Below are 12,068 nucleotides of genomic sequence, written 5' to 3'. Positions count from 1 at the left end.
CTCCTTCGTCGCCTACGCCCCGGCGCCTGACCGGCGGCCCGGCCGCGGACCGGCCACTTCGTGGCCGCCGCTCCCTAGGGGTCGCGGGTGCGGGGCTGGGAGTGCCGTCATGGCGGATTCGGGGTGTGGTGGTGTGGCTTGGTCGGGGTGTGATGGTGTGGCTTGGTCGGGGTTTGGTGGTGGGGTGGCCTGCTCGAAGTTTGACGGTGTCGTCGGTGGTGTGGGTGGTCTGCTCGAGGTTTGACGGTGTCGTTGGTGGTGGGGGGTGCCGGCTTGGGGGTTGTGGGTGCGGGGGTCGCTGGCGTACCGGTGTCGGGGGTCTACCGCTGCGGGACCACTCCTGGCTGATCGGTCTCGGGTGGCGGTGCCTTGGGGGTGGCGGGCTGTGACGGTGATACATCGGAGCCGGGGACGGGGCCGGTGACGCCGGGCTGTCCGCCCGGGTCGGACATGTCGGGCATGCCGGGGAGCGGAAGTGGTTGTGGTGCTTGGCGACCGGGCGGGGCCGGTGAGGCCGGTTGTTCCGACGTCGGTGGCACATGCGGCTGTACCGGTGCTTGCGGCGGCGCAGGGTTGGTGGCAGGCGGCTGTGGCGACGTCGAGACCGGTGGTGGCGCAGGCTGTTCCGAGGTCGGTGCCGGGGATTCGGTCGGCCGCGGTGTTTCTACGGTCGGTGGCTTCGGTGCCGGAGGATTCGAATCCTGCTGTGTCGGTAGCTGGTTCGGCTGCGCGGGCGGGGGAGCGGGCGCCTCGCTGGGCGGACTCGTCGGCGGAAAGGTGGGGCCCTGGCTCTGCGGAGCGGGCTGTTCGGTAGGCGGCGCAGGCGCTTCGGCTGTGGGTGCGGGTGCTTCGGAAGTCGGCGCCGGCTGTTCGGTGGTGGGTGCGGGTGCGCCGGTGGGCGGTGCAGGTGCTTCGGTAGGTGGCGCGGGCGCTTCGGTGGTGGGTGCGGGTGCTTCGGTAGGTGGCGCGGGCGCTTCGGTGGTGGGTGCGGGTGCGCCGGTGGGCGGTGCGGGTGCTTCGGTAGGTGGCGCGGGCGCTTCGGTGGTGGGAGCGGGTGCTTCGGTAGGTGGCGCGGGCGCTTCGGTGGTGGGAGCGGGTGCTTCGGTGGTGGGAGCGGGTGCTTCGGAAGACGGCGCGGGCGACTCGGTGGTGGGGGCGGGGGTGTCGGATGCCGGAGGCTGTGGAGTGGAGCTCTGTCCTCGGGGTGCAGGGCTTTCCGACGGTGGGGGGTCTTGGTCTGGGGTCCCGGTGGTGCCGGGTGCCGGTGCATCACCGGGCGCGGCACCGGATTCCGGTTCCTGGGGCGATTGCGGCGAATTGCCTTGTGGCGCGGCGGGGCTCGGAGTCTGCCGGTTGCCCGGCGAAGGTGACCCACCTCGGCCCGAAGGCGATTCGGTCTCCCCTGGCGCGGTCGGCAGTGCTGGGACGCCGGTTCCGGCAAGCGAATACGCCGGCTTGTAGATCATGTTCATGGCCAGCACGGCTTCCTGGCGCAGCGCCTCGGCCGCCATCTGCGCGTCGATCACTTGCGCGCTCTCCAGCAGGCGGGCGATCGCCCCGATCGGGCCCGAACCGCCCGGCGCCACAACGGCCAGCTTCACCGCTTCTGCGGCCGCGGCCACACCACCGAGGCGGGCGCCGACTTCGGCCATCACCACGGCCAATTCGTCGATGGAGGCGGCGAAGCTGCGGGTGCTCGCGGCGGCGGCATCGGCGGCGGCGCCGGTCCAGCCGGTGTCGTTGATCACCCGGTCGGCGCCGGATTTGGTCAGCGGCATCGAGGTGGTGAGGGTGGCGGCGGTCTCCAGCCAGGTCATCGACGCGCCGAGAACGGCACCGGCGTCGATCTGCTGGGCGCGCGTGTAGATCTGTTCGTGCGGCATGGATTCGAAATGTTCCATCGCACTGATGTAGGTGGGGTCGGTGCTCATCCGCGCACCCTCGTATCGACGGCGCGCAGGGCGGCGGCCGCGGCGGCATCGGCTTCCTCGTAGAGGCCCGCGCTGAGCAGGAACGCCTCCTTCATCCGGTAGGCCGCCTCGATGTAGCGATCGAGCAGTTCGGCGGCGTCGCGTGCCTTGTGCGCGAAGCCGGCCTGCAACTGCTGGGCGGAGACGAAGCCACCGAATCCCTCTGTCTCAGCGGCGTTCTCGAGCCCCTGCCGCAGCTGGGCGAGATGCTCGGCCTGCTGTTCGTAGAGGTCGGCGCACCGGCGCGCGGCATCGGGGTCGAATGTCAGTGTTCCCGCCACGGCGGCGCTGCGGAACCGGGAGATCTCGGCTCTGCTGCTCTCGATCGTCATCGCGTCTCCCCTCCAGATGATGCGGTGGAGTCCAGGTTAGCCGGACCTTCTGCTGTGCGAACTGTGCGCCGGCACCAATCTGCGCTGTAATTGCGCGGCCAGTTGCCCAGTGGACGCGGGCACCACGTGCACGGTTTCGCCCGCTCGCAGCAGGTAGCGGCCGTCGTTGGCCACGTCGATCCAGCTGTAGTGCACCGGTGGGCCCGGCACCGGACGGTCGAGCCCGGTTTCGATGCGGATGTGGCCCTCGGCGGTGTGCGGCTTGCGCAATAATCGCTGGATGCGTGGCACGGCGGGATGGGTCGCCAGCACGGTTTCCTCGTCGCGCACGGCAACGGTCGCGGCCTCGCGCGCGGGTTCGCGTCCGGGTGGGGTATCGGGCAGGCAGGCCGCGACGCGTGCGCCGATCCCCGCGGTGTGCCCGATCGAAACACGCACGCTGCCACCGTAATCGGGCCGGGTACTCGGCTCCTGGACCACCAGCACCGCGTGGTCGTAGACCGCGCAGGCCAGCAGCCGGATTTCGCTGCCGGGAGTATGGGCGCCGCCGACCAGCACGATTCTGGCGTGCGGGTCGGCGATGATCCGCAGACAGGCGGCGAGGTCGGGGTCGCCCCCGGGTAGTCGGTCGTCGAGACCCGCGCGGAGCCGGGCCGCGTCGCTCTCGGTGTGCGGTGACTCGAGTACGCGCAGCGGAAAGGGCATGCGATCCTGACCCGATTCCCGCCAGACGTGCGCGAATTCGTCAGCGGTGAAGGTCCATCCCATTGCCGATCCCATCCTTACCGAACCAGGACGGGGACAGCCTAACCCGCGGTGTCCGATTCCGGCGTGCCGATCGAGCCTCATATCTCCGAACGGAATCTTTTCCCTGGCGATCCGGATATCTCAGTAGCCGCGCGAGGTGTCGATGATCGCGTCCAGCGGCTGGCCCGCGACGAACCGCGCCACATTCGCGCCGACATGATCGGCGAACGCCGCCAACCGCAGCTGCGGCGGGTTCGAATCGTGCGGGGTGATGATCGCGTTCGGCAACGTCCACAGTGGGTGCCCGTCGGGCAGCGGTTCCGGGTCGGTGACGTCGAGTCCGGCGCCCCCGATCACCCCTCCGGTCAGCGCGTCCACCAGCGCGTCGGTGTCGATCAGGCTGCCGCGGGCCACATTGATCACCCACGACGACGGCTTGAGCCTGGACAGTTCGTCGGCGCCGACGAGGTGACGGGTCTGCGCCGTCGCCGGTGCCGCGACCACCACATGATCGGTGTGCGACCACACTCGGGCGAGCTGCTCGGTCGGCACCGTCTCGACATCGGCGGGAATGCCGGTGCCGGTCACCGGACGTCCCGACCGGTTCACCGCGATCACATGGGCGCCCAGCGGCGCCAGCATCGGGATCAGCGCGCGGCCGATCCCGCCGGCGCCGACGATCGTCACCGTCTTGCCGCGCAACGAGCCGACGTGCGGGAAGAACTCCCGCTGCTGCCACGAGGTCGCTCGCAACTGTTCGGGCAGGTACCGCACCCCGGCCAGCAACAGCATCAGCGCGTGTTCGGCGACGCTGTGCGAGAACGCCCCGGCCGCGGAGGTGAACACCACGTCCGGGTGCGCGGTGAACACGCCCGCGTCGAAGAAGTCCTCGATCCCCGCGGCGGGCAACTGCGCCCAGCGCACCGACGACGGCAGGGTCGCCGGAAAGTCGCCGGGTTTGCCGGTCCAGATCAGTGCGTCGGCCTCCGCTAGCTCACCGACCCGAGCGCCCGCTCCGACGACCGCTTTCTCGAGCAAACGCGGCGCCGGCTGATCCGGGGCGATCGCGATCGTGGTCGCGGATTCCTGCACAGAGACCTCCTGGGTCGATCGGCTGCCGGTGCCGCACTGCGGCTGAGGCGCTGTCATCGGCACCGCATGCGGTCCCGGATTGTGATTCTTCCTCGTCGCGGTCGACGGCGCCGCCGCACCCTCCCGGTCTCGTGAAGTCGCGGGCGGTGCGGTCGCGAGCCGCTCACTGTTCGTCGAGGTCGACGAGTTCCTCGACGCCGTGCCGGTCGGCCAGTTCCAGCAGGGGCGCGATGTCGAAGACGGCGTTGTCCATATCGGCCTGCAGGTCGCCGAGTTCGGCGTAGCGATCGGGCACGGTCTGGATGGTGAAGTCGCGCGGCACGATGTCGTCGATCTCGGTCCAGCGAACCGGGGTCGACACGGTGGCTTCCGGCACGCCGCGCACGGAGTAGGCGGCGGCGATGGTGTGGTCGCGCGCGTTCTGGTTGTAGTCGACGAACAGCTGCGCGGGATCGCGGTCCTTGCGCCACCAGGCCGTCGTGACATCCTCGGGCGCACGCCGTTCGATCTCCTGCGCGAACGCGAGCGCGGCCCGGCGAACCTCCTGGAACCCGTACTCCGGCGCGATCCGCACGTACACGTGCAGTCCGGACCCGCCGGAGGTTTTCGGCCAGCCGACCGCTCCGAGCTCGTCGAGCACCTCGTGTACCACCCCGGCTACCCGCTGGACCCGCGACCACGGACAGTCGGGCATCGGATCGAGGTCGATGCGCCATTCGTCGGGCGATTCGGTATCGGATGCTCGCGAATTCCAGGGATGGAACTCCACCGTGGACATCTGCACAGCCCAGATCACGTCGGCGAGCTCGTGCACGCAGAGCTCGTCGGCATGCCTGCCGTAGCGCGGAAAATACACCCGCACGGTCGGGATCCAGTCCGGCGCACCCGCGGGCACCCGCTTCTGGTGCACTTTGCCACCCGGCAGGCCCTTGGGGAATCGGTGCAGCATGCAGGGCCGATCTCGCAGGGCGTTGACGATCCCGTCCCCGACGCTGAGGTAATACCGCGCCAGGTCGAGCTTGGTCACGCCGAGCTCGGGAAAATACACCCGGTCGGGATTGCTGACCCGCACCGTGTGCTCACCCACCGGTAGTTCGACCGCAGGCGCCGCAGACTTGGCCACCCGCCCCACGATAGACGAGCAGGCCCGCCCCCGCGGGGGAGCGAGCCTGCGTCGGTGTGGCCGTTACCAGCGGCTGTGCTCCGTCGGCGGGGTGTAGTAGCTCTCGGCGTAGGAGTGCTCTGCCCAGCGCGATTTCGCGTTCTCGTCGCTGTCACCACCGTGGCCGGGCCACCATGCGCGCCGCCCGAGCAGCGCGGTCACCGCGGGAGTGAAGAACAGCGCCATCACGAACGCGGCGATCGCGATGCCCACCGAGATGGCGAAGCCCATCTGCGACAGGGTGCTGTTGCCCGCCAGCATCATCGAGGCGAAGGTGCCCGCCAGGATGAGTCCGGCCGCCGCGACCGTCGGCCCGGTGTGCCGCACGGCCAGCGCCGCCGCTTCCCGTGGCGTGTGCCCTTCGCGGGCTTCCTCCCGCAACCGGGCGACCATCAGGATGTTGTAGTCGGTGCCCAGCGCGACGACGAACAGGTACATGATCACCGGCAGCGTGAAGATCAGGCCGTTCTCACCCTGGATGTGCTGGAACACCAGCACCGTCGCACCCAGGGTCGCGGCGAAGCCGAGGAACACCGAGGCCATCAGGTACCACGGTGCGACGAGGCTGCGCAGCAGCAGCGCCAGCACGAGCATGATCAGGATCGCGGCCACCGGGAAAACGATCGCGTAGTCGTGGTTCATGGCGTCCTTGAAGTCCACGTACACCGCGGTCATGCCGCCGACCGCCGCCGTGGCCCCCGCGGGCGCCACCTGATGCGCGACCTCGCGCAGCGGACCGGCCACCGTGTCGAGCGCGGTATCGGATTCCGGTGCGTTGGCGAGAGTCACCTGGAAGTTCGCGATCGTGCGGTCCGGCGACAGCTGCGCTTGCCCGACCTGCCCGACGCCCTCGACCTGGGTCAAGGCCGTGCGGTAGGTCGTGAGCTGACCCTCGCTAAGCGGCGCACCGGGTGAATGCAGCAGCACATCGGAGGGCTGAGTGGCGCCCGCGGGCATTCCCTTGAGCAGCTCGGTGGTGAAGACCACCGACTCGGAGGCGTTGGAGGTGGAACCCGAGCTCAGATCGAAGGTCGGGTTGAAGCCGACCGCGAACACTCCGAGCGCCACCAGCACGCCGCCGGAGGCGACGGCGAACACGCCGGGCCGCCTGCCCATCGCCGCACCGATCGCGCCGAACCGGGCGCCCCTCGGCTCGACCTGCCACGCCTTCGACGGCCAGAAGACCTTGGTGCCCAGCAGGGAGACGATCGCGGGCACCAGCGTGAGACCGGCCAGCAGCGCCACCGCGACGGCGATCGCCAGCGCGGGACCCATCGCCCGGAACATGCCGAGACTCGACAGGGTCAGCGCCATGAACGCGATGATCACGGCCGCCGCCGCCGAGGTGATGGCCTCACCGACGCGGGCCACGGCGTTGATCATCGCGGTCTTCGGATCGTCGCCCGCCCGCAGCCGTTCCCGGTAGCGGAACATCAGGAACAGGATGTAGTCGGTGCCGACGCCGAACAGTACGACCAGCAGGATGGCGCTGATCGAGGTGTCGATATCGAGGTCGAATGCCGTGGCCGCCATGGCGATCAGGCCGCTGACGGTGCTCGAGATCGCGCCGATGGTGATCACCGGCAGCAAGGCGATGACCGGGCTGCGGAAGATGATCAGCAGCAGCACCAGGATCAGCACGATCGTGGCGATGCCGATGATCGCCATGCCCTTCTCGCCCTCCTCGGTCTGATCGAGGGTCTGTGCCGCCGTGCCGGTGATGCCTGCCTTCAACCCGGTGTCACGCACCTGTTCCTTCAGCTGTTCGCGCAGGCTCTTCACCGCCTCGCCCTGCGTCTTGTCGGCGGCGTCGGTGAGCTTGGTCATCTGCACCGCGACCACCTGGACCAGGCGATTCTCCGAGGGCGGTGTCACCTGAATGCCGGTGACCCCCTTGATGTCGTGGGCGGTGAGCGCTGCCGCGGCCGCGGCGACCGCAGCGGAGTCGTCCTCGGTCAGCGCCGCGCCGTCCGCGCGGACCATCACGATGAGCGCGGCGGGCGCGGTGTGCTGCGGAAATGCCTGCTCCTGCAACTTCATCGCCTGGATCGACTCGTAATGCGAAGGCAGGAACTCGGATTGTTCGGTCGTCGCGGTGAGCGTCGGCGCCGTCGACAGCACGGCGACGATCGCGAGCACCCACAGCCCGATCACTTTCCAGGGGTGGTGGACGACGACGCGTCCCAGTCTGGCGAACATAGTGGTAGGTCCTTTTCCGGTCTGGCTGGTCAGATGTCGAGGTCGTGGTTGAGCGGGTGCTGGACGCGGTCGACGATCATCAGGTGGACTTTCGGGGAGACCAGTGGACGCAGCGCGTCGACCGAATCGACCACCTCGGTGGTGTAGGCGCCCCAGCTCTGCTCGCCCTTGCCGAGGATCGAGCGCCAGTTCTTCCAGTCCACGGTCCAGTCGCCGAGCTCGTTGTAGTCCGACCACGCGCAGGTCTGCTTGTGCACCAGGAACTTGCCCTTGCGGGTGAGATAGACGCGGATTGTTTCGATGGCCTTGCGCGTCACCTGGCGTGATTCGCCGACCTGACGGCCGGTGAAGCGCTGGGTACGGCCGCCACCGGGACCGACCTTGACCAGAATCGGAGCGAACCCGTCGTTGTCGGTGTTCGTCTCGGTGGTGTCTACGGCAGTGTCGTACACGGGTTCGGTGGTCATCGATTACTCCGATTCGATAAGGCAGTGCGCATGTGGGCATGGGTGTACGAGCGGCGTGCCCCGTGTTCCGGGCCGTCGTCGTGGGTCTGTGTTCAGTTGTGCGGTACCAGTACTCGTTCCGTCCGACTCACTATATGTAGATGTATACGTATAGAGCAAGAGGCAAAAAAAGTCCGCACGGATCGACTCCGTGCGGACCGCTCCGTGCGGGGCGGAACTACAGCTCGTAGACCCCGAACGCCCGATTCTGGATACACATCGGCATCACGTGGACCCGGTCGGTCCATTCGAATCTCGCTGCCGCCTCGACGGTTCCGCGTTCGTCGACGCACACGCTCGCGGTACCCGGCATGGTCAGCGGGTTCAGCACAGCCAGCGGGATCCCCGCGTGGATGCCGCTGTACAGACCGCCGCTGAAGCACAGCGGGATGATCGCGATACCGCGGGCCGCGCTCTCGCGGTCGGCAGCGGCCTGCGCGCCCGCCACGCCGGCGCAGTCGAGGGGGTTCTCGTTCGACGCCTGGGCGGGAACGGTCAACAGGGTGAATCCGGCCGCACAGCCCGCGGCGACGGCCATCAGGGTTCGAGCAAATGAGGTCCTGGTCATAGCCGCATTGAAGCACCGGTCACACGGTGCGCACCCCATCGGCGACGGCGTGTCGAGCGAGTCAGCGCGGAACTGCCTCGAGGACGCGATCCGGCGCCGCCGTCTCCACCGTGCGCGCGAGGGTGAAGCCGCTGCGTGCCAGCAGCTCGCGGAACTGGGCCTCGGTGCGTTCGTGGCCGCCCTCGGTGTTCACCAGCATCTCCAGATCGATGAACTTCGCCGGGTGCGGTCGCCCGTGCTCGGGCAGCACCAGCTCGACCACCAGCAGCGTCGCCCTCGGGCTCATCGCGGCGCGCACGGTGCGCAGGATCTGCTCGGCCTGAGCATCGGACCAGTCGTGCAGGATGTGCTTGAGCAGGTAGACGTCACCACCCTGGGGCACCGACTCGAAGAACGAGCCGGCTTCCGCCGCACAGCGGTGTGCGAGCCCGGCCGCGGCGAGGTCGGCCGTGAGATCGTCGCGCACACTCGGCAGGTCGAACACGACGCCGGTGGCCGCCGGATACCTGCCGAGGATCTCGATCAGCAGACTGCCGCGCCCGCCGCCCACATCGACGAGCGTGCCGAACTGCCCGAAATCGTAAGCCGCGAGCAATGGTTCGAGCGCGAGCGTGCTGATGCTGGTCATCGCGTTGTCGAACAGTTCGCCGATCTCGCGGTGCTCGGCCGCGTACTCGAAGAAGCTCGCACCGTCGAGGTCCCGGCCCACGGCCTCGCCGGTGCGGACCGCGTCGGTGAGGTGAGTCCAGTGGTTGCGATGGAACGGGGACCCGAAGAACCGGCACAGATCACGCAGTGTCACCTCGGCGTCGCTCCGCAACGCATTGCCGATTCGAGTGAGGGCGTAGCGGCCGTCCCGGCGCTGGTCGAAGATGCCGTAGCTCACCAGCAGGACCATCAGCCTGCGCAGTCCCTCCTCGTCGACCTCGATCGCCGCGGCGAGCTGTTTCGCCGTACGCGGGCCGTCGGCCAGCTCATCGGCCACTCCGAGTTCGGCGGCGGCGCTGATGGCCTGGGAGAGGAAACCCGCGACCTGCAGTTCCAGCAGCGCGATGTGACCGGGGACGAGTGCGCGATGTAGTCCGGCGAGCGTGTCACGCACGCGGTCGATCACGCGGAGCAGGGGCAGCGGGGGAAGCTTCTTCGGAGCGGTGGACGTCATGTCGACTCCCTGTCGGCCGGTTGACCTGCGCGTACGTGCTGAGCGTACGGGATTGTCGATCCACCCGGGCGTCGGTGAGCCCTTCGGCGAAGGCGCGCCGTGCGACCTCGCCGAGCCGAGGATGGCTGTCGATCGCCGGTGCGATCGACAGCCGTCCGCTCCGCTGTCGGAATCAGGTCGGCGTCGCCAGCGCGAACGGCAGGACCGCGTCGGCGCCGCTGGTGCGCAGGGCGTGGGCGGCGACGGTCATGGTCCAGCCGGTGTCGGTGAGGGTGTCCACGAGCAGGATCGGTCCGTCGACCCCGGAGAGATCGGGGATCTCCCAGGAGTCGAACAGCCCGGCGACCCGGTGCGCGGAGTTCGCCGCGGAGACCGGGGGCCGGTCGGGTCTGGTGTGGAGGGTGCCGAGGTTGTCCAGGCGGCCGATCTGGGCCAGGCGTTGCGCGAGGCTGGTGGTGAGCTGGGGGTGGCGGGGGGATTCGAGGGCCAGCACCGAGGTGGGGCGGGTGGTCCAGGTCCAGTCGCGCAGCACCGCGATGCAGGCGTCGAAGACCGCGTCGGGGACCGGTGCGTCCGCGGCGTCGAGCAGGGTGCGCAACCGCATGCCCCAGCCCAGGTCGGTGAGTCGGCCGAGCACACGACCGGTCTCGGCGCCACCGGAGATCTTGCCCGACAACGGGATTCCCAATTTCGCCATGCCGCTCGGCCACTGTTTGCGGGGGGCGAGGTCGAGGCCGGGACGGTCGAGGCGGGCTCGGGTGGCGGCGATCGCGGCATCGTCGACGGTGGTGTCGGCCCGGGTGCCGGTGCAGTTGTCGCAGCGGCCACAATCCAGTTCCGCTGTCGCGAGTCCGTCAAGGCCGGGGTCGTCGAGCTGGCGACGCAGGAAGGTCATCCGGCACGACGACGTCGACTGATAGTCGATCATCGCCTGCTGTTCGGCGTCGCGTGCCGCGGCCAGGCCCTCGTAGCGCTCGGTGTCGTAGGTCCAGTCCTGGCCGGTCGAGAGCCACCCCCCGCGCACCCGGCGCACGGCACCGTCGACGTCGAGCACCTTGAGCACCATCTCGAGGCGTGATCGGTTCAGCTCGACGAGCGGTTCGAGCGCCACCGTCGACATCGCCCGCTCGGTGTCCAGCGCGGCGAGCACCGAGCGCACGATGTGCTCACGCGGGAAGGCGACGGAGGCGAAGTAGCTCCAGATCCGCGCGTCCTCGGGACCGGGCAGCAGGACCACCTCGGCACGTTCGGTACCGCGCCCCGCACGACCGACCTGCTGGTAGTAGGCGATCGGCGAGGACGGCGCACCGACGTGAACGACGAAACCGAGATCCGGCTTGTCGAACCCCATACCCAGCGCCGACGTCGCGATCAACGCCTTGACCTCGTTGTTCAGCAGCGCTGCCTCGAGTACCTCGCGTTCGGCCGGGTCGGTCTGGCCGGTATAGGCGGCCACGGTGTGGCCGTGGGAGTTCAGCAGGTCGGCCAGATCGTTGGCCGCTGCGACCGTGAGGCAGTAGATGATGCCCGAGCCCGGCATCCGGTGCAGCTGTTCACCCAGCCACGCTGTGCGCCGCACCGCGTCGTCGAACCGCACCACCGACAGGTGTAGTGATTCGCGATCCAGCGTGCCGCGCAACACCAGCGTGTCGGTGCCGATCTGTCCGGCCACGTCGTTGACCACCCGGTCGTTGGCCGTGGCGGTGGTCGCCAGGACCGGCACCTCCGACCCGAGGTCGGCGATCAACGTGCGGATGCGGCGGTAGTCGGGGCGGAAATCGTGGCCCCAATCCGACACACAGTGCGCTTCGTCGATGACGACTAGTCCGGCGTCGGCAGCCAGCCGCGGCAGCACCTGATCGCGAAAGTCGGGGTTGTTCAACCGTTCCGGGCTCACCAGCAGCACGTCGACCGCACCGTCGGCCACCCGCTGATGGATCTCGTCCCACTCGGTGACATTGCCCGAGTTGATCGTGGCCGCCACCACCCCGGCCCGCTCGGCGGCCGCCACCTGGTTGCGCATCAACGCCAGCAGCGGCGACACGATCACCGTCGGACCCCGCCCCGCCCCGCGCAGCAGCTTGGCCGCGATGAAATACACCGCGGACTTACCCCAGCCGGTCCGTTGCACGACCAGCGCCCGCCTGCGCTGCACCACCAGCGCCTCGATCGCGATCCACTGATCCTCCCGCAACCGCGCGTCGGGCCCGGCGAGTTCACGAAGCAGCTGTTCGGCTCGTTCGCGCAGGTCAGGAGCCGTCAGGTCGAGCACATCGTTGCCTGCGGGTGAGGTCATGCGCCCATCGTGCCGTACACCTCCGACAGGTTCG

Annotated in this window: 10 protein-coding genes; all 10 read right to left on the bottom strand. The window is 69.1% G+C overall.

What is annotated here, in order from left to right; all coding sequences use genetic code 11:
- Nucleotides 1-320: 320 nt before the first annotated feature.
- The 10 genes from ACFWFP_RS27095 to ACFWFP_RS27050 all read right to left on the bottom strand — a co-directional run bounded on the left by ACFWFP_RS27095 (nt 321) and on the right by ACFWFP_RS27050 (nt 12,034).
- Nucleotides 321-1,931, bottom strand: coding sequence for a hypothetical protein (locus ACFWFP_RS27095; RefSeq protein WP_379299556.1), 1,611 nt, complete (start codon nt 1,929-1,931; stop codon nt 321-323).
- Nucleotides 1,928-2,302, bottom strand: coding sequence for a hypothetical protein (locus ACFWFP_RS27090; protein WP_301905461.1), 375 nt, complete (start codon nt 2,300-2,302; stop codon nt 1,928-1,930). Before ACFWFP_RS27090 ends, ACFWFP_RS27095 begins: the two co-directional genes overlap by 4 nt.
- Nucleotides 2,303-2,338: 36 nt before the next feature.
- Nucleotides 2,339-3,070 (bottom strand): ESX secretion-associated protein EspG, encoded by a 732-nt coding sequence (locus ACFWFP_RS27085; RefSeq protein ID WP_379299554.1) that lies wholly within the window; start codon nt 3,068-3,070, stop codon nt 2,339-2,341.
- A gap of 120 nt (nt 3,071-3,190) precedes the next feature.
- Nucleotides 3,191-4,141 carry a D-isomer specific 2-hydroxyacid dehydrogenase family protein gene (locus tag ACFWFP_RS27080; protein ID WP_379299552.1) on the bottom strand — a complete coding sequence of 317 codons (951 nt, stop codon included), beginning with the start codon at nt 4,139-4,141 and terminating at the stop codon, nt 3,191-3,193.
- Nucleotides 4,142-4,304: 163 nt separating this feature from the next.
- Nucleotides 4,305-5,273: a non-homologous end-joining DNA ligase gene (gene ligD, locus ACFWFP_RS27075; RefSeq protein ID WP_379299550.1), complete on the bottom strand. Its 969-nt coding sequence runs from the start codon at nt 5,271-5,273 to the stop codon at nt 4,305-4,307.
- 54 nt (nt 5,274-5,327) lie between these two features.
- Nucleotides 5,328-7,502 carry an MMPL family transporter gene (locus ACFWFP_RS27070; RefSeq protein WP_379299548.1) on the bottom strand — a complete coding sequence of 725 codons (2,175 nt, stop codon included), beginning with the start codon at nt 7,500-7,502 and terminating at the stop codon, nt 5,328-5,330.
- Nucleotides 7,503-7,531: 29 nt separating this feature from the next.
- Nucleotides 7,532-7,969, bottom strand: a complete 438-nt coding sequence (locus ACFWFP_RS27065) for an EXLDI protein (RefSeq protein WP_379299546.1) — start codon at nt 7,967-7,969, stop codon at nt 7,532-7,534.
- A gap of 217 nt (nt 7,970-8,186) precedes the next feature.
- Nucleotides 8,187-8,576: a hypothetical protein gene (locus ACFWFP_RS27060; protein WP_379299544.1), complete on the bottom strand. Its 390-nt coding sequence runs from the start codon at nt 8,574-8,576 to the stop codon at nt 8,187-8,189.
- 61 nt (nt 8,577-8,637) lie between these two features.
- The gene (locus tag ACFWFP_RS27055) at nt 8,638-9,738 is read right to left on the bottom strand and encodes a methyltransferase (protein ID WP_379299542.1); all 1,101 of its coding nucleotides are present in this window, start codon (nt 9,736-9,738) and stop codon (nt 8,638-8,640) included.
- Between the two features lie 172 nt (nt 9,739-9,910).
- Complete coding sequence (locus ACFWFP_RS27050; RefSeq protein WP_379299540.1) at nt 9,911-12,034, bottom strand: RecQ family ATP-dependent DNA helicase; 2,124 nt, start codon at nt 12,032-12,034, stop codon at nt 9,911-9,913.
- Nucleotides 12,035-12,068: the final 34 nt, after the last annotated feature.

The sequence above is a fragment of the Nocardia sp. NPDC060249 genome (assembly GCF_042728755.1).
In the GTDB taxonomy this organism is placed as follows: Bacteria; Actinomycetota; Actinomycetes; order Mycobacteriales; family Mycobacteriaceae; genus Nocardia.
The sequence above is the reverse complement of the archived record's forward strand: the minus strand, read 5'-3'. Positions and strand labels throughout refer to the sequence as shown.

Excerpts from the sequence above, each read along its gene's own strand:
- ACFWFP_RS27095 (WP_379299556.1), bottom strand. The coding sequence starts at position 1,931 with ATGAGCACCGACCCCACCTACATCAGTGCGATGGAACATTTCGAATCC.
- ACFWFP_RS27090 (WP_301905461.1), bottom strand. The coding sequence starts at position 2,302 with ATGACGATCGAGAGCAGCAGAGCCGAGATCTCCCGGTTCCGCAGCGCC.
- ACFWFP_RS27085 (WP_379299554.1), bottom strand. The coding sequence starts at position 3,070 with ATGGGATGGACCTTCACCGCTGACGAATTCGCGCACGTCTGGCGGGAA.
- ACFWFP_RS27070 (WP_379299548.1), bottom strand. The coding sequence starts at position 7,502 with ATGTTCGCCAGACTGGGACGCGTCGTCGTCCACCACCCCTGGAAAGTG.
- ACFWFP_RS27065 (WP_379299546.1), bottom strand. The coding sequence starts at position 7,969 with ATGACCACCGAACCCGTGTACGACACTGCCGTAGACACCACCGAGACG.
- ACFWFP_RS27060 (WP_379299544.1), bottom strand. The coding sequence starts at position 8,576 with ATGACCAGGACCTCATTTGCTCGAACCCTGATGGCCGTCGCCGCGGGC.
- ACFWFP_RS27055 (WP_379299542.1), bottom strand. The coding sequence starts at position 9,738 with ATGACGTCCACCGCTCCGAAGAAGCTTCCCCCGCTGCCCCTGCTCCGC.
- ACFWFP_RS27050 (WP_379299540.1), bottom strand. The coding sequence starts at position 12,034 with ATGACCTCACCCGCAGGCAACGATGTGCTCGACCTGACGGCTCCTGAC.